This window comes from Frankia torreyi (assembly GCF_000948395.1).
In the GTDB taxonomy this organism is placed as follows: Bacteria; Actinomycetota; Actinomycetes; order Frankiales; family Frankiaceae; genus Frankia; species Frankia torreyi.
This window is the reverse complement of sequence record NZ_JYFN01000060.1, coordinates 14,583-36,212: the sequence shown is the minus strand read 5'-3', so window position 1 is coordinate 36,212 and position 21,630 is coordinate 14,583. Positions and strand designations below refer to the sequence as shown.

Here is a 21,630-nt window from a genome sequence, read left to right as displayed (position 1 = left end):
GCGCCGCCGGCGACGACCCGCGTGCGGCCGCCCACCCCAGGGTGTGGCCCGGGCGGACGGTCAGCGGCGCGCGCCCCTCATCCGGGCCGGCAGTCGCCCGCGTGGGTGATCTACCCGGACGGCCCGCGCCCGCCTCGTCGAGCCGCATGATCGGCGCCGCCGGCACGTCCACGACCGTGATCACGGCCTCCGCTCCACTGAGCGACATCGGGCACTGGGCCCGCGGCAGCGGCCTGGAGGTCGTGCTGCTGGTGACGGGGGCGGTGCTGCTCACCCGGTTGGCAACCTGGCTCGGCGACCGCGTCACCAGCCGGATCGACGTGCCCGCCACCGGGACGGACCGAGTGGTGCGCACGGAGGCGGCCAAGCACCGGCACGCCGTCGCCCAGGTCGTCACCTGGGTCGTGCTCGTCATCGTCTACTGCCTGACGGCGGTGCTGGTACTGCAGCGCTTCGGCGTGCCCCTGACCGGCTTCGTCGCGCCGGCGACGATCGTCGGTGTCGCCCTCGGCTTCGGTGCGCAGCGGGTCGTGCAGGACATCCTCGCCGGGTTCTTCATCATCGCCGAACGCCAGTACGGGTTCGGTGACCTGGTCCGCCTGCTCGTCGCCGGCGGTCCGCCGGCCGGGTCGACCGGCACGGTGGAGGAGGTCACGCTGCGCATCACCCGGATCCGGACGACCAGCGGCGAGGTGGTCACCACGTCCAACGGGCAGATCGTCCAGGTGATCAACCTGTCCCGGGACTGGGCCCGTGCGATCGTCGACGTGCCCATCCCGGCGACCGCGGACCTCACCACCGTCAGCGACCTGCTCAACCGGGTCGGCGCCGAGGCCTACGCGGACGAGACCCTGCACGCCCTGCTCCTCGACGCCCCGACCGTGATGGGCGTGGAGAGCATGGACCTCGACGAGTTCAAGATCAGGGTCGTGGCCCGCACCCAGCCGGGCCGGCAGTTCGAGGTGGGCCGGACGCTGCGAGCGCGCATCGGCACCGCCCTGCTGCGGGAGGGCATCATCGTGCCCACCGATCTCGACACCGCCGCCCCCACCTCTTCGTGACCCGCCCCAGCCTCATGACCCGCCCCAGCCTCATGACCCGCGGCGGCCCCACGGCGCGCCCCGATCCGATCAGGCGGTGCCGAGCTTGACAACGCTGTCCTCGCTGCGGCCGGTCCAGTTCCTGCAGTCGATCCACATGCGCCGCTCCACCATCGCCCTGGTGGTGTTCTTCCTGCTGACCGTCGCGCTGTACCTGCTGGTCCGCCCGACGCCCGAGCGCGTCGTGCAGAGCCGCCGCTCGGCGCAGACCACGCAGTCGACCGTGACCGGCGGGTCGGACGGCAGCGGCGTGGCGAGGACGCCCAAGCCGCATCGCGCCACCGCGACGCCGACCGGCTCCGTGACGCCCACGCCGACCCCGACACCCACCGCCACCGGGGATCCGGCGGCCACGGCGATCCCCACCGCGCCGTCGACCCCCCTCTCCCCGACCGCGACCGCTGACACCGGCTCGGGCCTGCGATCGGACGGCACCACGGCGACGCCGGGCGCCACCGTGCCGGCACCCACCGCCACTCTCGGCCTCGGCTCGTCGGGCACGACCACCCAGCCGTAACCCGACCCCATCCGTAGTCGCACGACGTCAGACTATGGAAAGACCACGCATGGCCACCCGAAAGTGGGATATGGACCGTTCGGTTGGGTAGAGACCGGCCATGACCACACCGCCCACCCCCGCATCGCCCGAGGGCGGTGCCCAGCGACCTGTGCCGAGCCCTCCAGGCACGCCGGTGTCGACGACCGAGCCGATTCCCGCCACCCAGCCGCCGACCGGCGCGCCGCCGCCGGCCGCCGCGTTCCCGGTGCCGCCCGAGCCCGGCGCCGCCCCGTACGGCCAGGCGCCCCCGCCCGGCGCGGCGCCCGGGCAGTACCCGCCGCCGACCGCCGCGCCCGCCGCGCCCGCCGCGCCCGGCTCGCCGACCTCGCCGGCGACCGCGCCAGGATCATCGCCCCCGCCGACCCCCTCGCCGGGTGCGGGACGGCGGTCGGATCCGAGGCGGGGCGGGCGCGCCGAGCGGACGCACATCCCGGTGACCCGCACCAGCCGCGTCTGGACGACGCTGGTGCTGTTCGCGCTCGTCCTCATCCTTCTACTGATCTTCATCCTGCAGAACCAGGACGATGTGAAGCTGTCGTTCCTCGGGGCGCACGGGTCGATCCCGCTCGCCGTCGCGATGCTGTTCTCGGCGGTCGCCGGCGCGCTTCTCGTCGCGATCCCCGGCGTCGGCCGCATGATCCAGCTCCGCAAGGTGGCCCGGCGCGGCACGGCGGCCGTGCGGGCCGGCTCGGCCGGCGTGACCGGCTCGAACGGCGTGACCGGCTCGAACGGCGTGACCGGCTCGAACGGCGTGACCGGCTCGAACGATCGACCGGTCACCGCGGATCCGCCGGCCGGCAGGGCCGCCAAGAGGCTGCTGCACCGCTCGGCCCGGTGACCGACGCGCGATGAGAGGGCGCCAGGGGAACGACCGGGACACCGGCCAGCGTGCCGCCGCCGCACCGGACCCCGGTGCCGGTGACGAGGTCGGCGGTCCGTCCGCGATCGGGACCGGCTCGGAGGCCAGAACCGGACAGGCACCGGGAACGGTGCTGGTGCCGGACCAGGCGGTGCTGCGGGATCAGGCGGTGGCGGCCGTGCGGGCGGCCGACGAGTCGGGGCAGGTCACCGAGCTGCCCCGGCGCTCCTGGTTCGGGGTGTTGCGCCGCACGGTCCGCGAGTTCATGGACGACGACCTCCCCGATCGGGCCGCCGCGCTGACCTACTACGCGGTGCTCGCCGTCTTCCCCGCGCTGCTCGTGCTGGTGTCGTTGGTCGGACTACTGGGCAGGTCGACGACGGACCGCCTGCTCGACAACATCGAGCAGCTCACGCCCGGCGCCGCACGCGACATCCTGCGCAACGCCGTGACCGGGCTACGCGACAGCGCCGGGTCCGGCGGGGTCGTCGCGATCCTCGGCCTGGCCGGCGCGCTGTGGTCCGCCTCGGGATACATCGCCGCGTTCATCCGCGCCGCGAACGCCGTCTACGACATGCCGGAGGGCCGACCCGTCTGGAAGATCGCCCCGCTGCGCCTGCTCATCACGATCACCCTGGTGGTGCTGCTCGCGGTCAGCTCGGTGATCGTCGTGTTCAGCGGGGCGCTCGCCGAACAGGCCGGCACCGCGATCGGCCTGGGCCACGAGGCGATCACCGCCTGGTCGTTCGCGAAGTGGCCGGTCCTCGTGCTGATCGTCACGGCCATGATCGCGCTGTTGTACTGGAGCACGCCCAACGTGCGACCGCACGGCTTTCGCTGGCTGACCCCGGGCAGCGTGCTGGCCGTCGTGATCTGGCTGATCGCGTCGGGGGCGTTCGCCGTCTACGTGGCCACGTTCGGGTCGTACAACAAGACCTACGGGACGCTCGCCGGCGTCATCGTGTTTCTGGTGTGGCTGTGGCTGTCGAACCTGGCGATCCTGCTCGGCCTGGAGTTCGACGCCGAGATCGCCCGGGCGCGGGCGATCGCCGCGGGCCTCGACGAGGGCGTCGAACCGTACGTGGAACCACGCGACACCCGCGCCTGGCCGCGCCCGCGCCGACGAGTCGCCCGGAACTGACGGGGCACGGCCGGGCGAGAGCCGACGGCAGACGCGGCGCGAGCAGCGGGCCGGCAGCGACGGGCTACCGGAGAGGCGACGGGCTACCGGAGGACCGCCTACGGGACGACCGTCACCGGCCACAGGCCGCTGCGGACCAGTCGGCTCGCCAGGGAGCCGATGAGCCGGTGCCCGGCGCTCTCGGACGCGCCGACGACGACCATGTCAGCCTGCACCTCGGTGGCGCTCCGCTTGATCCCGTCGAAGGGGTCACCGGCGCGCACGAGGAACCGGATGGGCACGCCGAGCTCCTCGGAGCGTTCCTGGATCGACGAGCGCACCTCGTCGGCGATCGAGTCGATGACCTGTTGGACCGCCTCCCCGGCCGGGGCCGGAGACAGCGCCGCCCAGACCGACGGCGACGCCACGTACACGACCACGAGCCGGGACGTCTGCCGCCGGGCGAGACCCGCGGCGAACGCCGCCGCGCGCATCGCCGTGCGAGAGCCGTCCACGCCGGCGAGGATCGCCCGCGGGCCATCCGTGCCGAGCTCGAACCGCCCCGGTTGCCAGGCCGGCCCGAAGTCCTCGACCGTCATCACCGATGGCCCCATCTCAGCGCTCACACCCGCAGTCTTTCGCACCCGACCCGTGTCTGAACACCGGCCGGGCGCCGAAAGCGCGCGGGCCGGCTGGTCGGCGTCCGCTGCAGGACCGCCTCAGGTGCAGGACCGCCTCAGGTGCAGGACTGGTGGTAGGGCATCGACGCGAACGCGTCGGCCCACTCCCCCTGCGTGATCCGGTTCGTCGGGTCGGCGCAGGCGGCGCGGGCGAGCCGGCCCGGGTCGGCCTCCCACAGCCGCAGCGTGCCGTCGTACCCGGCGGACAGCACGACGCCGGTGCCGGCGACGAACGTGACCGTGCTGATCGGGCGGGTGTGCCCGTGCCACTGGGTCAGCGTGACCGGTGCGGCGGGGTCGGTGACGTCGAACAGGCGCACCGTCTCGTCGTCGCCACCGGACGCCACGAGCGCGGGGGCGGCGCCACGGGCCACGCTTGAGACCCCGCCGAGCTGCCCGGCGACGGTCGCCTGCGGGACGGGATGCCCGGAGTCGCGCACGTCCCACAGGCGGACGGTCGCGTCGACGCCGCCGGTGACGAGCAGGCCACCGTCACCGCTGAAGGTCACGGCGCGCACCGCGCGGCTGTGCCCGCGCAGGACCGCGCCCGGCGTGGGGTGGGCCGCATCCCGGATGTCCCACAGGCGCACCGTGCCGTCCTCCCCGGCGAGGGCCAAGGTCCGGCCGGCGGGGGCGAACGCGACGGCGTAGACCCCGCCGGTGGACGTGTCGGCGCGGGAGCGCTGCGTCGGGTTGGCGGGGTCGGTGACGTCCCACAGCGCGAGGACGCCGTCGGCCCCGGCGGAGGCGAGGGTGTTGCTGTCCGGGCTGAAGGCGACGGTGCGCACGGTGTCGGTGTGCAGGCTGGCGACGGACCAGCGGCGGATGTGGGCCGGGTCGTGCACGTTCCACAGCCGCACCGCGCCGTCGGTGCCGCCGGAGGCGAGCAGGTCTCCACCGCCGTTGAAGGCCAGCGCCCCGATCCAGCCGGTGCTCCGCACCGAGCCGAGCCGGACGAGTCTGGTCCGCTCGGAGACCTCCCACAGGGTGATGACGCCGTCCGTCCCGCCGGTGGCGATCCGGCTCCCGTCCGGGCTGACCGCCGCCGACAGCACGGCGCCGGGCCCGGCGTCGACGGTGGTGGGGGCGACGTCGGCGCCGAACAGGGCGATCATCGCGCTGCGGGTGGCCGGCGAACTCGGCGCGGCGGTGTAGGCGGCGAGGGCCAGGCGGCGGGCAAGCCCACTGTCGTCGTCCTGGAGCGTGATCGCGCGGGTGGCGACCGAGTCGGGCACGTTCGACGCGGCCGACCCGTTCCCGCCGCGGCCGACGAGGACCACGATCAGGCCCGCGGCGACGGCGATGACCGCCACCGCCGCCACGATCAGCCACGGCCGCCCCGAGCGACGCCGCCCACGCGCGGACGCCGGTGCCGCGTCCTCGGCGCCCGCACCGGACGCACCGTCGGCTGGCCAGCCCGCGACGTCCCCACCGCCGGCCCCGGCTCTTGCCCCGGATCCAGCCTCGAGCCCGGATGCGGCCCCGAGCCCGGATGCGGCCCCGAGCCCGGATGCGGCCCTGGCCGCGGGCGCGGGGCCGGGGTCCGGCGCTGGAGTTCGGGCGACGCCGGCCGGCGTGTGGCCGGCCGCGTCGCCCGCCAGGCGCTCGCCCACGCCGCCGCGGGACTCGGCCTCGGTCCAGACTGTGACCAGGCCGTCGGTGGCGTCCGGCGAGCTCGCCCGCCATCGCTCGGCCGGCTGCCAGACGGGATGCTGACCTGACGGGGACGCCTCCCCGACCGGCCCGGACGGTGCGGGCCCGGCGGTCGCGGCCGGCGGGCCAGACCGGCCGCTGCGATCGCCCCGGTCCGCGGGCGGCAGGGAGCCGGAGAGGTCGGCGCGCGCCGGCGTCGGCGGGAAGTCGGGCGGCGGCCCGACGGGCTGATGATCCGTGATGGGGGTGAGGGGGGTGAGGGGGCCCGCGGCGGCCGGGGTGGGGGGCGGCTGGGTGCCCCGTGGGGTGGTGTTCAGCGGCCGGATGAGCGCGGTCACCTCGGACAGCGACAGCGGCGGCTGCGGCACCGCGACCGGCGCGTCGGCCCGCAGGTCGAGCAGCCGGGCGTAGAGCTCCTCGGCGCGCGGCCGGTCCGCGGCGACCTTGCGCATCGCCTCCTCGACGAGCGGGCGCAGGCTGTCCTCGAACCCGTCGAGCATGGGCGGATCGTTCACGGTCCGGAACAGCAGCCCGGGCGTCGGGCCGCTGCCGAACGGGTAGCGACCGGTCCCGGCGTAGATGAGGACACCGCCCCAGGCGAAGACGTCCGCCGCCGAGGTGACCTGCTCGCCCTTGGCCTGCTCGGGCGCCATGAAGGCCGGCGTCCCGAGCTGGCGGTCCCCGCCGTGGTCGAGATCGAGCCTGGTGGCGGTGTCCAGGGCGCGGGCGATGCCGAAGTCGATGACCTTGGGGCCGAGCCGGGACAGCACGATGTTGGACGGCTTGAGGTCGCGGTGCACGATGCCGGCCCGGTGGATGGCCATCAGGGCGGTCGTCATGCTTACCGCGAGCTGGTGCAGCTCCGCCGTGCTCAGCGGGCCGCGCCCCACCACCGCCTCGGCGAGCGTCGGACCGTCGACGAACTCGGTGATCAGGTAGGGCTGCTCGGCGGTGATGTCGACGTCGAGGACCGCGGCGGTGCAGAACCGGGCCACCCGGCGGGCGTTGTCGGCCTCCTGCTTCAGCCGCGCCCGGAACTCGGCGAGACGGGCGAGGTCCGGGCGGATCAGCTTGACGGCCACCTGCCCGCCGGTGGGGTTCACCCCCAGGTAGACCGTGCCCATGCCGCCCGCCCCGAGCCGACGCAGCAGGCGGTAGGGGCCGACCTGGGTCGGCTCCCCGGACCCGGGCCCGCCACGGCGGTCGTGCGCGCCGTCGGCGGTGGCGCCGTGACCGGATGGGTGGGACATCGGTGCGTCACTCCCGCCCTGGTCGGAGGAAGCCGGCCAACGCTCGGCCGGCGGCTAGCGGCGCTGCGCCCTGGCCCGGCGCCGCCCCCGAGCCGCGAGCTGGTAGTGCACGGCCAGGAAGGACAGCGCGAGGAACAGCGGCAGCAGGACCGACGGCGCCGTCGCGCTGGTGTCCGCGGAGACGAGCACCATGTCGATGCCGGCGTCGAGGTCCTTGCCGCAGTCCGCCCTGACCGGGCGGTAACCCGGCCGGAAGCTGGCGAACTGGACGACAGTCTCGAAGGTACCGGCCTGGTCGGCGACGGCCCGCCCGACGAGTTCGCCGCTGGCCGTGAGCACGGCCGGCGCCCCGGGTCGGCAGCCGGCGCCCCGGGCGAACAGGGTGTCCCCCGCGGTGACGACGGTTCGGTCGAACAACAGCTCCCCGGGTTGCGCCTCCCGCGCCACCGGGGTGCCGACGGGCGGTTCCGGTGCCCCGGCGGGAAGCACCGGGGTGCACTTTCCGAGCACGCGGACCGTGCCCTTGGCGCAGCGCGGCGGCGCCGGGACGGCGCACTGCTCGTCGAGGGGCACCGCGACGCCCCCCGGGCACAGCCGCCGCCCGGCCGGGCAGTCCAGCGTCGCCGCCCGCACCGAGCCGTCCCAGCAGACGACCGGGACCGGCGGTGACGGCGTCGGCGCCGGGCACGCCTCGCCCACCGGCACGCCGACCGGCGAGCCGGCACAGAACCGCTGCGGCAGCGGGCACTGGTCGGCGGTGTCCCGCACCGACCCGTCCGGGCAGGTGACCGAGGCGTGCGGCGACGGCGAACCGCTGGTCGGCGTGGGCGCGGCCTGGTCGGTCCGGGTGGCGGTCGGCGACGGGCAGGGCGTGGCGGCGGCCGCTGCCAGGCCGCGGGGGCGAGCCGGGGCCGTGCTCGCGCAGAGCGGCCGCTTGTCGCAACCCGGCGCCGGCGACGATCCGGTCGGGCAGGGGGTCGAGCACGGATCGGCGGACGGCTCTATGTCGACGATGACCGGGGCCGCGGGCGCGGTCGCCGGGCCGCAGGTCGGCGGCGGCGGCGCGTGGCAGTTGCCGGCGGGGACGTCGCGGGACGGCGAGGGGCAGAGCGGCGGGGAGGTGGGTTCGCAGTTCCCGTCCGGGCCGGGGCTGGCGCCGGTCGGGCACACCGGCGGAGACGTCGGGCAGGCACCGGCACCGGCCTGCGCCGGGCAGGCCGTGGGCGTGCGCGTGCAGTTCCCGCCGGCGGCGACGGTCGTCCCGCTCGGGCAGGCGGAGGGCGTGTTCGTCGGGCCGGTAGGGCTGGGCGTGTCCGAGGGCCCCGGGCCGCTCGGCGACGGGGAGCCCTCGCCGTCGGGTGTCTGCGGCGCGGGCGCCGGAGTCGTCGGCCTGGGCGGGGGCTGCGGCGCGGGATCCGTGGTCGGAGACCCCGAGGTCGCGCCGCCGGAACTCGGCGGCGTGCCACCCGACTGGGACGTGCCACCCGACGAGCCGCCGGTGGAAACGCCTCCGGACCCGCCGGAACCCGGCACAGCACCGGAACCCGACACAGCACCAGAACCCGACACAGCGGCGGAACCCGACGAATCGGCGGAATCCGTCGCGGCTGCCGAATCCTGCGCGCCGGCGGAATGAGGCGGGGCGTCGGTAGCCGTCGCGGCGGCGTTCACATCCGCCAGCCGGGGTGGCCCGGCCAGGCCGCCGGACACCCCCACTCCCACACAAAGGAGCAGAACACCGAGAAAGACGGTCGGCACGACGCCGCGCCGGGACCGCCTCATGAGCCGGTCAGCCGATCGATGGCCAGACACCAGTGCGCCCCCCCGGGTGCGACCGGCAACACGTTGAGGCCGGCCCGTCCCCACGACCCGCGAAAACACGTGATGCACGTTTGGCGGAAGTCCCACCATACGACGATCGTTAGAATAACAGCCGACCGGCCGCGCATCCCGGTCGCGGGGGGAAGTAGTGACAATCGCAATGCCGGCCGGGCGGTCGGTTCGGGAAAGAATTCTTAGCACTGTTTGCCTGGCGGCGTGCCTCGGTTGGCTCATGTTGTCCTCGGCACCCGCTGCCCGTGCGGCGCCGGGGGGTGGCGTGGAGCTGGCCGTGACCGTCGACGGCCAGCCGCTCGGTCGGGGCGATCTCGTCCTCGACGCCGGCGCGGTAGCCCGAGTGGTGGTCGGCGTGCAGAACCTGAGCCGGTCGGACGTGGACGTCGACTCGGTGCGGCTGAGCGGCGCCGTGCTGGGCCTGACCTTCTTCGACTACGACACCCGCGTCCGCACGACGGTGCCGGCCCGCGGCTCGGCGAACTGGACGGTCGATCTCGACATCCGGGACCTGGACGGGCGGGCCACCGGGCTGATGCCAGTCGAGGTGGCGCTGCGGGACACCGATCTGCACACCGTCGCGAAGGCGACCGGAACCGCGAGCGTGCACGGCTCGCTGCTGTCCATCTACGGACTGTTCGGACTCGGCCTGCTGGTCCTGATGGGGCTGCTGTGGGCGGTCGCGCTGCTCCCGCTCGGCCGGCACGCCGCGCCGGCCACCTGGTGGCAGCGGGGGCTGCGGTTCCTGCCCGCCGGCTGCGCGGTCGGGTTGTTCGGCGTCTTCGCCCTCTCCGCGACCCGCCTGCTGTCGCCCACCACCGCCGTCGACGTCTCGCTGACCATCATCTCGGCCGCCGCCTGCTTCGCGGTCGGAGCCCTGCTTCCACGGCTGACCGCCGCCCGTCCCGGCTGACCCCCGCCCGGCTGACCACCGCCCGTCCCGCCGGCCCCGCCCCGTCCCGCCCGTCCCGCCGGCCGACGGGGCGTGTCGCTCATTGACGACATCACAACCTAGCGCCACCATCCAACTCCAAAGGGTAGTTGCGCGGTGGAGAACGCCAGGTCCTCCGTCGGGCGGACTGAGAAGGCGGGCCGCATGCCGAACGACCGCAGGACATTCATCCGCCTGGCCGCGCTGGCCGGCGCCACCGCTCCACTCGCACTCGGCGCGGTCACGCCCGTCGCGGCAGCAACGGGCGACGCCGCGACCGGGAACGCGCCGGCCGCGGTGCCGCTACCCCGTTCCCCGCTCGGGCGGCCGCCGGTGCTCGTCCCCGGCCCCAATTCCTACAGCGCGGGCCGGCTCAGGGCCGGGAACGCCGCCGGGCTGCTCGCCGGTAGCTGGGACGACTCCCCGTACAGCGCCATCGGCGGCATCTGGCGCGACGGGACCGTGCATTTCCTCGACGGCAGCAACGATCCGGCGGCCGTGAACGAAGCCGGCGTCGTCGTCGGCGACGTGGTGAGCCACTACGACCGCCAGGCGTTCCGTTGGTTCAACGGGAACTACCAGCGTCTGGGGTTCCTCGGCGGCACCAACACCATCGGCGGTTATCGCAGCAGCGCGAACGCCGTCAACCGCAGCGGGGCCGTCGTCGGTTACAGCAGCACCGACAGCGGCGCGCAGCACGCCGCCCTGTGGTGGGACCCCCGGCCGCAGGACCTCGGCACCCTCGGCGGCCCGTCGAGCGAAGCCGTCGACGTGAACGCCGCGGGCCACATCGTCGGCTCCAGCGCGACCGCCGCCGGACAGTCGCACGCCGTCGTCTGGTTCGGGGGGGCCATCCACGACCTCGGCACCCTTGGCGGCTCGTCGAGCACCGCCGTCGCCGTCAACGAGCGCGGGCAGATCGTCGGCCACAGCGAGACCGCGGATGGCCACCGCCGCGCCGCGCTGTGGGACCGGGGCCGCGCGATCGACCTCGGCACCCTGCCCGGCGACACCACCTCCAGTGCAGTGGCGATCAACAACGCCGGGCAGGTGCTCGTCAGCTCGTACGGGACGACGAACGGCGCCTTCCTCTGGCAGGCCGGGCGCCGCACCCCGCTGCGGGTGGCCGGCGGCGCCGTCGAACCGGTCGACCTGAACGACCGGGGGGTCGCCTGCGGCACGGTGACGGCGTCCGCCGACGGCACCACGCGCGCGTTCCGCTGGCAGGCCGGCCGGCTCACCCAGCTCGCCACCCTCGGCGGCTCCTACGGCAACGCGTGGGCCGTCACCCCCACCGGGATCATCGTCGGCTCGTCCCGCTCGGCGAGCTCTCCGGTCCCGCAGGCGGTGTTCTGGCCCGCCCCCGGCCGCTGAACCCACACCGGGTCAAAGAGTCAGCCGGGGAGCCGGCCGAGGAGGCCTGGAAAGCGCCGTCAGGCAGCCGGTTCGGCCAACACCAGGAGATATTCAAACTCGTAACGGCCCGGACCGCCGAGCGGGCCGAGATACTCGCCGGCGGCGAATCGCAGCAGGTCGTCGTCGAGCGCGGCGAGGAGTTTCGGATCCGTGCCGAGACGTTCGTAGGTCTCGACCACCGGGGCGAAACACGCCCGGTAGAGCGCGCACCATTCCGCCGGCGAGCCGGCGAAGTCCAGGCGGGCGGTGCGGCGGTGCGTTTCCAGTCGGGTGACCCGATCACCGAACAGGGCGCGCACGTGGTCCGGATCGCCCCACTCGGTCGGCGCCGGCGCACCCTGCGCACGGGTGGGGGCGTGCCGCTCCAGCAACGCGAACAGCCGTCCCATCGCCCCGCCAGCGGTCCAGTTCGCCAACGCCACCGTGCCGCCCGGGCGGCACACCCGCACCAGCTCCCGCGCCGTCGCCGCCNGGTCGGGCGCGAACATGGCGCCGATGCAGGACAGCACCACGTCGAAGTCGTCGTCGGCGAAGGGCAGCAGCTCCGCGTCCGCCTCCAGCCATTCCAGGCTGATGCCGCGCTCGGCCGCCGCCTGCCGGCCCCGCTCGATCAGCGTGGGAGTGAGGTCGGAGGCGGTCACGTCCGCGCCCAGCTCCGCGGCCGCGATGGCCGCGTTGCCACTGCCGGCGGCGACGTCGAGCACCCGGTTGACGGGGGCGACCCCCGCGGCCCGGACCAGGTCGCCGCCGAGACCGACGAGCAGGCGGGCGATCACCGAGTAGTCCCCACGGGCCCAGGTTCGGCCGTCCGGGGCGGGCTGGCCCGGTGCCTGCGCCGCAGCGTTCGCGGCGCTTGCCGGCCGCCCGACCAGCGTGTGCGAGTCGAGATCGTCAACAGTCATGATCTTCCTTTCCCCGGCACGGGTTCACGGATTCCACCGGGCCGATCCACCCCACCACGAAAGAAACCCCAGGTGGATCGCCGATAAACAGCACGGAGCACCCAGGAAGGGCACACCGCACTCGGCTCCGAGGCCACTGAATATCCTCGGAAGCCGACGGGAACTATTCTTGGTGATCGGCCGGTGACACGCCAGCGATACGCATAACCGGCAGAATTGAAGCGGTCACCGCCCGGCAATGCGGCGGATGCGGTATAAGCCCGGCCGGACGGGCGGGGGCGACGGTCACCCGGTTTCGACGCCGCCGGTACGGCGCGCCCCAGGCCGGCGGATCAGCCAGGATGTCGGACGGGGCGTCTGGCCCCCGGCAACCGCCGGCACCGACCAGCACAACGGAGGATCAGCATGAGCGAGTCCGGCGACGTCGCCGTCCAGACCCGGCCCGACCACGTCGCGGTCGTCGAGATCCGCCGGCCGCCGCACAACTACTTCGACGTGCACCTCATCGAGGAGCTCGCCGACACCTACGACAAGCTCGCGGCCGGGTCCGAGGTCCGCGCGATCGTCCTCGCGGCGCAGGGCAAGCACTTCTGCGCGGGCGCCGACTTCGCCGGCACCAGCACGGCGGCGGCGGTCTCGGCCGAGGAGGGGGCGCCGGCTCTCTACCGGGCGGCGCTGCGCCTGTTCACCGCCCCGATCCCGGTGGTGGCGGCGGTGCAGGGCAGCGCGATCGGCGGCGGGGTGGGGCTCGCGGTGTCCGCGGACTTCCGGGTGGCGAGCCCCGAGACCCGGTTCGTGGCGAACTTCTCCCGGCTCGGCCTGCACCAGGGCTTCGGCCTGTCGGTGACGCTGCCGGCGGTCGTCGGCCGGCAGAAGGCGCTGGACCTGCTCTACACCGGCCGCCGGGTCGGCGGGCAGGAGGCGTTCGAGATCGGCCTGGCCGACCGCCTCGCTCCGGCGGAGGGGCTGCGCGACGCGGCGATCGCGTTCGCCGCCGAGATCGCCGCAGCCGCGCCCCTGGCGGTGCGCAGCATCCGGCAGACGATGTGGGCGGACCTCGTGCCCGCGATCCAGGCCGCCACCGCGCGCGAGGCGTCCGAGCAGGCCATCCTGCGGGCCACCACCGACTTCACCGAGGGCGTGCGGGCCACCACCGAGCGCCGCGACCCCCGCTTCACCGGCCGCTGAGCCCGCGCCCCGGGCCGGGAGAGTCAGCGGATTCTCCCGGCCCGGGCCAGGCGAACACGGTCTCCACGACAGGTCCTCCGGCTGACGTGGCCGGCGGAGGTAGTGGGTGCCGGGCCCGACGGAACCCGCGGTGCCATCGCGGTTGACGGGCTTGCCAGGCGCGGATGTATACCGAGTATGATACTGGGTATTCTCCGACGGGACGGGTGCTCATGAGCGTGCGACATGCCCTGCTGGCCCTGCTGAGCGAGGGCCCGAAGTACGGACTGCAACTGCGTCAGGAGTTCGAGGCACGCACCGGCGAGGTCTGGCCGCTCAATGTCGGCCAGGTCTACACGACCATGCAGCGGCTGGAGCGCGACGGCCTGGTCGCCTCCGACGACGGTGAGGAACCTGGCCCGCAGAAGAGCTTCCGGATCACTCCCGAGGGCGGCGCGGAGCTCGCGGCCTGGCTCGCCACGCCGCCCGCCGCCGACGTGCCACCCCGCGACGAGCTGGTCATCAAGGTGCTGGTGGCGACGCGGTTGCCCGGCGTGGATGTCATCCAGCTCCTCCAGACGCACCGGCGGCACCTGATCGAGACGATGAGCCGCTACACCCGCCTGAAGGAGGACGCAGCCGAGGACGACCTGGGGCTGCTCCTGGTCACCGACGCCGAGATCTTCCGGCTGGAGGCGTTCGTCCGCTGGTTGGACACCGCACAGGCCCGCCTGCGTCACCGACCGCCGCCGGCCGCCGACCCGGCACCCACGCCGGCATCCACCCTGGCGCCCACCCCGGCATCCACCCGGACGCGGCGGGGCGCGAGGGCCGGCCGATGACACCCGTACTCGAACTGCGCGCCGTGACGAAGGTGTACGGCTCGGGAGCGGTCGCGGTGCACGCGCTGACCGGCGTCGATCTGTCGGTGAACGCCGGGGAGATGGTCGCGGTCATGGGCCCCAGCGGATCGGGCAAATCCACCCTGCTGACCATCGCGGGCAGCCTGGAGCAGCCGACGACGGGCGACGTCCTGGTCGAGGGCACCCCCCTGGCGGGCATGTCAGCGGCCGACCGGGCCCGGCTGCGGCGCCGGCACGTCGGCTTCGTCTTCCAGGACTTCAACCTGCTGCCCGGGCTCACCGCCACCGAGAACATCTCGCTGCCGCTCGAGCTGGACGGCGTCAGGGCGAGGGCAGCGACCGCGGCGGCGCGGCGGGCCCTGGACGAACTGGGACTGGCGGATCGCGCTGGCGCCTACCCGGACGAGCTCTCGGGCGGGCAGCGCCAGCGGATCGCCATCGGCCGCGCCCTGGTCGGTGAACGCCGGCTGCTACTGGCCGACGAGCCGAGCGGGGCGCTGGACACCCAGGCCGGCGAGAGCGTCATGCGGCTGCTGCGCGACGCCTGCAAGCGCGGGGCGGCCGCCGTGCTGGCCACCCACGACGCCCAGCTCGCCGCGTGGGCGGACCGCGTGGTGTTCGTCCGGGACGGAGTGGCGGTGGACCAGTCCCGCCCGCCGGCCGGCCCGGAGTCGCTCCTGGCCGCCGGCACGGAGCCATCGCGATGACGGTCGCGGCACCCCTACGGCCGGTGGCCCGCGCCGAGGGCGGGCTGCCCGCCCGCCGGGCGATGGTGCGGTGGGCCTGGCGGATGCTACGCCGAGAGTGGCGGTCGCAGATACTGGTGACCCTCCTGCTCCTCGTGGCGGTGGCCGTGGCCGTCTGCGGCGGCACCGCCCTCTACCACGCACCCCCGCCCGCCGATCCCACCCTCGGCACGGCCCGCGACGTCTGGGTGCTCAACGGGCAGGACCCACCGGCGATGACCGCCGACATCACCGCGCTGCGCAGGGCCTACGGGACCGTCGACATGGTCGGCCACACCCCGGAACGGGCCCCGGGGCTCGCCCGGCCGGTCGACTACCGGGCGCAGCCGCTCGGCGGAACCCACACCGGGCACCTGCTCGCCATCCATCGCGGTCGGTATCCGTCCGGGGCGACCGAGGCCGCGGTCACCACCGGCACCGCCAAGCTCCTCGGCCTGCGGCTCGGCGGTTCGATCGCCCTCGACGGCCACCCCCGGACGATCGTCGGCATCGCCGAGAACCCCAGCGACCTGACGGACGACTTCGTCCTCGTGGCGCCCGCCGGGGGGCCGCCGCCGCGGTCGGTGTCGGTGTTCGGGGACCGGCACGGCCGCGAGGGCCCACGGCTGACCACCGTGAGCCAGCGGCTGGGGCAGGGGGGCAACACCGACCAGGTCGTCATCACCGCCCTGGTCCTGGCCGCCACCACCGTCCTGCTCCTGCTGGTCGCGTTCGTCGCCGCCGCGGGCTTCGCCGTCCTCGCCCGGCGCAGACTCCGCCAGCTCGGCATGCTTGCCGCGATCGGTGCCACCGCCCGGCAGGTACGGCTCGTGGTCACCGCCACCGGTCTGCTCGTGGGCACGGTCGCGGCCGGGGTCGGGGCCACGGTCGGGCTGCTGTTCTGGCCTCTGGCCGCCGGCCGGCTGGAGCCCACGATCGGGCACCGGATCGACCGGTTCGACCTTCCCTGGCCGCTGATCGCCGCGATCGTGGTGCTGGCGATGGCGATGTCGGCCGCCGCGGCCTGGTGGCCGGCCTGGGCCGTCTCCCGCCTCCCGGTCACGCTCGCGCTCTCCGGCCGGCCGCCGGCGCCCAGATCCACGCACCGACCGGCGGCGCTCGCCGCGGTCGGTCTGGCCGTGGGGTTGGGCTGCCTGGCGACGAGCGACCGGCGGAACCCGATCCTGATCGTCGTGGGCACGGTGGCCACGGCGCTGGCGATCCTGTTCGCGGGCCCGCCCGCGATCAGGCTGCTCGCGGCAGCCGGCGCACGGACCCCCGTCGCCGCCCGGCTGGCCCTGCGCGACCTGGCCCGACACCCGGCGAGATCCGGCGCGGCGGTGGCCGCGATCAGCCTGGCGCTGGCCATCCCGGTCGCCGCCGTCGTCGTCGCGACAGCCGCCCAGGCGACCCCGGCGACCGGGAACCTGAGCGATCGCCAGGTGCTGGTCCGCATCCCGCAGCCCGGCGACCCGCCGGCGCTCGTTCCGATCAGCTCCGCGAGCCGGCTGCGGGAACTGGCCGACCGGGTCGGCGAGATGGCGGCCGCCCTCCCGGCCTCGACGGTGCTCCCGCTGGACCTGGCCTACGACCCGGCGGCGCCACCGGAGCTCAGCCCCACGACCGGTCAACCCGTCCGGCACGCCCAGGAACTCGGCAGCGCCAGGGGCGACAGCGAGTTCGCGATGGCCCCGGCCTACGTCGCCAGTCCGGCACTCCTGCGGCTCGCCGGCGCCGATCCGGCCGCGATCCCCAGGTCGGTCGACGTGGTCACCGGCCAAGCGCGGAGTCTGGTCATGTTCGCGCCGACCAGGACCCGCGACCTGGAGCATCCCCCCACCGTCCGGGTTCCCGGACCCCGGTACACCTCGCTCCCGGACACGCTGCTGACCGTCGGCGGACTGGCCCGCCGCCAGCTGGTGCCGGTCCGGGCCGGCTGGCTCATCGAGTCCGGGCAGCACCTCACCGGCCCGCAGGTGGCCGCGGCCCGCCGCATCGCCGCCCGGGCCGGCCTGACCATCGAATCCCGGGACGGCCAGGCCGCCGTGCAGACGGTCCGGGCGAGCGCCACGGCGGGCGGGTTGGTCCTCGCGCTCGCGGTCCTGGCCATGACCGTCGGCCTGATCCGCAGCGAAGGCGCCGCCGATCTGCGCACCCTGACGGCCACCGGGGCGGACGCCGGGATCAGGCGGACCCTGACCGCGGCCACGGCGGGCGGGCTCGCCCTGCTCGGCGTGCTGCTTGGCACCTTCGGCGCCGGTCTTGGCCTGGTCGCGGTGTATCGGAGCGATCTGGCGGCCTTCGGCCACGTGCCGGCGATCTACCCGCTGATCTTCCTCGTCGGAGTCCCGTCGGCGGCCACGGCCGCCGGCTGGCTACTCGCCGGCCGGGAACCGGCATCGATCGCGCGCCGGATGCCGCAGTGACCCGGCCCGACCCGGACCGACCCGGCCCGACCCGACCTGCGCCGGGCGGTCCGGTTCACGCACGGGCGGCGGTCGCGGGTGGCGGGGAACGGTTGTCGACGATGTCGCCGGTGGCGAGGTGGCAGCCGCGTTCGAGCAGGCGGCGTGCCGTCGACCTGGTGTCGACACCGTCGGCGATCACCTCGATCCCCAGGTCGATCACGGTGGCGAGGAAGGCGTCGGTGAGGATGCGCAGCCGGTCCGGGGTCGACCGGTCGACCCACAGCGCCGTGTAGGCGGGGTGCAGGGTGATCATGTCGACGGGCAGCAGCCGCAGGCTGTCCACGGTGGTGTCCGCCGAGCCGACCTCGGCCAGGGAGATCCGCACGCCCGCGCGGTGCAGCCGGGTGAGGACCTCAGCGGTGGTGTCGGGGTCGCGGTCCCGGCTCGTTCCGCGGATGTCGAGGACGAGCGCACCGGCCGGCAGCCCCGCGTCGGCCAACGCCGAGGAGATCTCCGCCGGCAGACCCTCGTGGCTGGCCCGCTCGGCGAGCAGCGGCACGTGCACCGCTGCCGGTCGCGCACCGGACGGCGTCCGGCGGGCGACCCACGCCAGGGCGTGGCGCAGCAGGAACCGGTCGAGGGCCGGCCCGACACCGGCCGTGTCGCCCAGGACGGCCAGCCGCTGCGGACGGAACACGCCCAGCCGGGGGTGGTGCCATTCCAACCGGGCCTGGTAGGCGGGCACCTCGTCGGTCGCCAGGTCCACGACGGGCCGCAGGCAGACGCCGAGCCGGCCGCCGCTCGGGTCGTCGCGGGCGGCCGCGGCGAGGGCGGCCTGCAGGGCGGGGATCGTGTCCGGCGCGCCGAGGTCGGCGTCGTACACCGTGAGAAGTCCGCTCTTGCCGGACTTGGCCGAGTACATCGCCAGGTCCGCGCGATGCAGCAGGGTCTCGGCGGTGATCGCGGTGTCGGCGGGGCCGACGACGACGAGCCCGAAACTGGCTGCGACGGCGTAGGTGGTGTCGGCGAGCCGGACCGGAAGGCGGACCGCCTCCGCGAGCCGGTGCCCGATCACCACCGGGTCCTCGGCGTCGCCCGCCGGGGCGGATTCGAGCAGGATGGCGAACTCGTCCCCGCCGAAGCGGGCCACGGTGTCGGTGGCCCGAACGGTCGCGGTGAGCCGGCGGGCGGTGACGCGCAGCAGCTCGTCGCCGGCCGCGTGCCCGAGCGCGTCGTTGACCTGCTTGAAGTCGTCGAGATCGCAGAAGACCACGGCGACCGGGTGCGGCACCCGGGCATAGCGGGCCAGGGTCTGGTCGAGCCGGTCGGCGAACAGCGCCCGGTTGGCCAGGCCCGTCAGCGGATCGTGGAAGGCCAGCCGGCGCAGCTCCCCCTGGTTGTCCTCCAACCGCTCCAGCAGCCGCACGTTGTCGGCCATCGTCGTCATCTGCCGGAGGAGGGCCAGCACGAGCAGGCACAGCAACGCCCAGATCTCCTCCTGCCCGGCCAGATCGGTCCCCACCACCCGCACGACCGCGACGGCGCCCGCGACGAGCAGCGGCAGGTAGGGCAGCATGACGTGCCACCAGCGCCGCCGGTACTGCGTGGCGGTCCACTGCGCCGCCGGGACGACGGCGAGGGGCGGCTGCGCCGGCGGCAACAGCGCGGCGAGGCCCACCAGCAGCGGGCCGGTCACGAAGCCCAGGTCCAGGATGCGCGGAAGGTCGGCGAGGTCCCGGGTCGTCGCGTACAGGTAGATCATGATGGCCAGTGCGAAGACCATCAGCCCCGAGCCCAGCAGGCTGAGGCCGAGCAGGGACCGCGGCCGGCGGAACGTGGCGATCAGGATGATCGTCACGGCGGTGACAAGCGCGGCGGCGGTCACGACGAGGGCGGGCAGGATGTCGTAGACGGGATGATCGCCCTCCTTGATGCCGTTCTCCAGCACCGTCACCCAGGCGAGCAACGCGACGGCACCGGTCACGATGACGCTGTCGAGCACCGTGATCAGGTACCAGCGCCGCTGCCGAGCGGTCCCGCGCGCGAGCGAGTCGAACGGATCGGTCGGGTAGCGCAGCACTCCGGCCAGGCCANACAGCCACGGCACCAGCAGCGCCAGCATGGGCAGGGTGATGTGCGGCACGGGTTGTCCGCCATGGACGACGTCGTGCAGCGAGGCGAGCGCCGTGCCCGACAGCGCCAGCACCATCACGCCGACGAGCACGCGCCAGGTGCGTTCCGCGCCCTCGCTCCGGGCTGCGGTCACGAAGCAGGCCAACGTGCCGGACGTCGTCGATGCCAGCGCGGCGGCCCGCACCATGATCAACGCTGCCCGGGCGGGCAGCGTCAGCGTGGCCAGCGCCACCGCGACGGCGACCACGGCGACACCCAGCGCCGTCCGCCGCCACCACCGGGCGACGGGTGGCCCCCCGAATCCGGGCGGGCGGGCCCGCGCGGGCGCGCGCGCTTCATCCCCCATCTGAACGTCACCGTCCAACCCGGCCGAGCGCGGCGTCACCGCGGCGGTCCGCCCCTCGGCCCCCCGATACCTATGCCCGTCCGGCGGCCCAGATCCGACCGAACCACCCCGACCGCTGCTGAGCGTGACCCCCGGTCCGGGGTCCGGCCTGGACAACCAGGCGGGACCACGGCGCTCCCGGGGCCCGGACCTCACCCGTCGCGCAGCACCGCGGCGAGCCGGTCGACCGCGGCGACGAGACCCTCGCCCGGGGTGCGGCTGTAGGTCAGGCGCAGGTGCGGGGCGACGGCTTCGCCCACGGTGTAGGCGCTGCCGGGGCCGACGGCGACGCCCGCCCGCCGGGCGGCCGCGGTGACGAGCCGATCGTCGGCGCCGGGCGGCAGCGGCAGCCAGACGTGCACACCTCCGCTGGGCGGCTGCGGCGGGTCGCAGGCGGGCAGGGCCCGCGCGATCGCGGCGAGCAACGCCGCCCGGCGGGCCAGCAGCACCCGGCGCAGCGACGCCAGGTGCCGGCGCCAGCCCGGGGTGCTGAGCAGCTCCACCGCGGTCTGCTGGAGCACCGGGGCGACGAACAGGTCGTCGGTGATCCGCACCCGGGCCAGCCGGGCCGCGACCGGGCCGCGGGCGGTGACCGCCGCGATCCGCAGGCCCGGCGACACGCTCTTCGACAGCGACAGCACGTGCACGACGTGGCCGTCCAGGTCGGCGGCGGCCAGCGGGGGCGGGCTGACCGCGGTGAGATCCAGCGGCGCCACCCAGTCGTCCTCGACGCAGAACGCCCGGTGGTCCCGCAGGGCGGCGAGCACCGCCGGCCGGCGGTCCGGGGCGAGCACCGCCCCGGTGGGGTTGGCGTGCCGTGGTTGGAGGTAGACCAGGCGGGCCCCGCTGCGGCCGAGAACGTCGGCAAGATCGTCCGGGCGCACCCCGGCGGCGTCCGCCGGCACCGGGACCGGGACGAGCCCGGCGGCCCGCGCGGCGGCCAGCGCCCCCGGGTAGGTGGTGTGCTCGACCGCGAGGGCCTCGCCGGGCCGACCGAGAGCACGGAAGACCAGCGCGAGCGCCGCCTGCCCGCCGCTGGTGACGAGCACGTCGGATGCGGTGTGGGAGGGACTGACCAGGCCGGCGATCAGCCCGCGCAGGTCGGGCAGGCCGGCGACCGGGGTGCGATCCCAGGCGCCGGGCCGGCGCGCGGCGCGGGCGGCCGCCGCCGCGAGCAGGCCCACCGGCTGGGCCGCCGGATCCAGGTAGGCCGAGGCGAGGTCGAGCACGCCGTCGGGGACGGGCGAGTAGAGGTCTGTCATGTCGTGCGGCAGGTCGTCGCGGGCTCCGAGCACGGCGGTCTGCCAGCTCAGGTCGGTCGACCGCGACGCCGGCGGCTCGGCGACGACGCTGCCGCGACCGGGCGTGGTGACAAGCAGCCCGCGGGCGGCGACCGCCGCGAGGGCCCGCTGCACGGTCAGCGCGCTCGCCCGGTGCCGGCGCTGGAGCTCCCGGGTGCTCGGCAACGCCGAGCCCGCGGGCAGGCGGGCACACAGCGCGGTCAGCTCGTCGACGATCCCCGCCTGCCCTCCCCCGCGGCCCGGCTCTCCCACACGGCTGCCCGGCCCGGCCGCTGACCCGTCAGCGCTTCCGCCGATATCCTCGTACATGAAAGCTAAGGAAAGCGCATTCGTCGGGAGCGGGGA

Annotated in this window: 17 protein-coding genes and 1 pseudogene; 11 read left to right on the top strand and 7 right to left on the bottom strand. The window is 75.1% G+C overall.

All coding sequences use genetic code 11. The annotated features are described in order from the left end of the window. Positions 1 to 146 precede the first annotated feature (146 nt). The 4 genes from FF36_RS25710 to FF36_RS25695 all read left to right on the top strand — a co-directional run bounded on the left by FF36_RS25710 (position 147) and on the right by FF36_RS25695 (position 3,659). Complete coding sequence (locus FF36_RS25710) at positions 147 to 1,061, top strand: mechanosensitive ion channel family protein (RefSeq protein ID WP_044887754.1); 915 nt, start codon at positions 147 to 149, stop codon at positions 1,059 to 1,061. Between the two features lie 76 nt (positions 1,062 to 1,137). Beyond that, the gene (locus FF36_RS25705) at positions 1,138 to 1,617 is read left to right on the top strand and encodes an Rv3103c transmembrane domain-containing protein (protein WP_236706283.1); all 480 of its coding nucleotides are present in this window, start codon (positions 1,138 to 1,140) and stop codon (positions 1,615 to 1,617) included. Positions 1,618 to 1,717: 100 nt separating this feature from the next. Further along, a complete protein-coding gene (locus tag FF36_RS33325) occupies positions 1,718 to 2,497 on the top strand; it encodes a LapA family protein (protein WP_082122227.1) in 780 nt (259 codons plus the stop codon). Positions 2,498 to 2,507: 10 nt separating this feature from the next. Continuing rightward, positions 2,508 to 3,659, top strand: coding sequence for a YihY/virulence factor BrkB family protein (locus FF36_RS25695; protein WP_242422863.1), 1,152 nt, complete (start codon positions 2,508 to 2,510; stop codon positions 3,657 to 3,659). Positions 3,660 to 3,757: 98 nt separating this feature from the next. On the opposite strand, the gene FF36_RS25690 is transcribed toward FF36_RS25695, so the two are convergent. The 3 genes from FF36_RS25690 to FF36_RS25680 form a co-directional block, all read right to left on the bottom strand. After that, positions 3,758 to 4,264 (bottom strand): universal stress protein, encoded by a 507-nt coding sequence (locus FF36_RS25690; protein WP_236706280.1) that lies wholly within the window; start codon positions 4,262 to 4,264, stop codon positions 3,758 to 3,760. Between the two features lie 110 nt (positions 4,265 to 4,374). Continuing rightward, positions 4,375 to 7,221 (bottom strand): WD40 repeat domain-containing serine/threonine protein kinase, encoded by a 2,847-nt coding sequence (locus FF36_RS25685; RefSeq protein ID WP_044887752.1) that lies wholly within the window; start codon positions 7,219 to 7,221, stop codon positions 4,375 to 4,377. Positions 7,222 to 7,275: 54 nt separating this feature from the next. Continuing rightward, on the bottom strand, positions 7,276 to 7,989 hold the full coding sequence (locus tag FF36_RS25680; protein ID WP_236706300.1) for a hypothetical protein: 714 nt from the start codon (positions 7,987 to 7,989) through the stop codon (positions 7,276 to 7,278). Here FF36_RS25680 and FF36_RS25675 point away from each other — a divergent pair. From FF36_RS25675 to FF36_RS25665, 3 genes are all read left to right on the top strand, one after another. Beyond that, complete coding sequence (locus tag FF36_RS25675; RefSeq protein ID WP_044887751.1) at positions 7,979 to 8,857, top strand: hypothetical protein; 879 nt, start codon at positions 7,979 to 7,981, stop codon at positions 8,855 to 8,857. The two genes, FF36_RS25680 and FF36_RS25675, sit on opposite strands and share 11 nt — an antisense overlap. A 474-nt stretch (positions 8,858 to 9,331) precedes the next feature. Next, positions 9,332 to 9,967 carry a hypothetical protein gene (locus FF36_RS25670; protein ID WP_052681434.1) on the top strand — a complete coding sequence of 212 codons (636 nt, stop codon included), beginning with the start codon at positions 9,332 to 9,334 and terminating at the stop codon, positions 9,965 to 9,967. Positions 9,968 to 10,150: 183 nt separating this feature from the next. Next, positions 10,151 to 11,359, top strand: a complete 1,209-nt coding sequence (locus FF36_RS25665) for an HAF repeat-containing protein (RefSeq protein WP_044887749.1) — start codon at positions 10,151 to 10,153, stop codon at positions 11,357 to 11,359. 59 nt (positions 11,360 to 11,418) lie between these two features. Here the strand turns inward: FF36_RS25665 and FF36_RS40150 are convergent. After that, positions 11,419 to 11,872, bottom strand: a pseudogene (locus tag FF36_RS40150) (class I SAM-dependent methyltransferase); the annotation flags it as partial. A 1-nt stretch (position 11,873) separates the two neighbouring features. Next, the coding region (locus FF36_RS39040; RefSeq protein ID WP_242422862.1) for a class I SAM-dependent methyltransferase at positions 11,874 to 12,303 on the bottom strand (430 nt) is incomplete at its 3' end. A gap of 405 nt (positions 12,304 to 12,708) precedes the next feature. Here FF36_RS39040 and FF36_RS25655 point away from each other — a divergent pair. The 4 genes from FF36_RS25655 to FF36_RS25640 all read left to right on the top strand — a co-directional run bounded on the left by FF36_RS25655 (position 12,709) and on the right by FF36_RS25640 (position 17,484). Next, positions 12,709 to 13,491: an enoyl-CoA hydratase/isomerase family protein gene (locus FF36_RS25655; protein ID WP_044887748.1), complete on the top strand. Its 783-nt coding sequence runs from the start codon at positions 12,709 to 12,711 to the stop codon at positions 13,489 to 13,491. A gap of 212 nt (positions 13,492 to 13,703) precedes the next feature. Continuing rightward, the gene (locus tag FF36_RS25650; RefSeq protein ID WP_044887747.1) at positions 13,704 to 14,312 is read left to right on the top strand and encodes a PadR family transcriptional regulator; all 609 of its coding nucleotides are present in this window, start codon (positions 13,704 to 13,706) and stop codon (positions 14,310 to 14,312) included. Beyond that, the gene (locus FF36_RS25645; protein WP_044887746.1) at positions 14,309 to 15,040 is read left to right on the top strand and encodes an ABC transporter ATP-binding protein; all 732 of its coding nucleotides are present in this window, start codon (positions 14,309 to 14,311) and stop codon (positions 15,038 to 15,040) included. Before FF36_RS25650 ends, FF36_RS25645 begins: the two co-directional genes overlap by 4 nt. After that, positions 15,037 to 17,484: an FtsX-like permease family protein gene (locus FF36_RS25640; protein WP_044887745.1), complete on the top strand. Its 2,448-nt coding sequence runs from the start codon at positions 15,037 to 15,039 to the stop codon at positions 17,482 to 17,484. Before FF36_RS25645 ends, FF36_RS25640 begins: the two co-directional genes overlap by 4 nt. Before the next feature lie 55 nt (positions 17,485 to 17,539). Here FF36_RS25640 and FF36_RS39035 read toward each other — a convergent pair whose 3' ends face one another. Beyond that, positions 17,540 to 18,904 (bottom strand): diguanylate cyclase domain-containing protein, encoded by a 1,365-nt coding sequence (locus FF36_RS39035; RefSeq protein ID WP_242419640.1) that lies wholly within the window; start codon positions 18,902 to 18,904, stop codon positions 17,540 to 17,542. Between the two features lie 1,232 nt (positions 18,905 to 20,136). After that, positions 20,137 to 21,537 carry an aminotransferase-like domain-containing protein gene (locus FF36_RS25630; protein ID WP_242419632.1) on the bottom strand — a complete coding sequence of 467 codons (1,401 nt, stop codon included), beginning with the start codon at positions 21,535 to 21,537 and terminating at the stop codon, positions 20,137 to 20,139. Between the last annotated feature and the right edge of the window lie 93 nt (positions 21,538 to 21,630).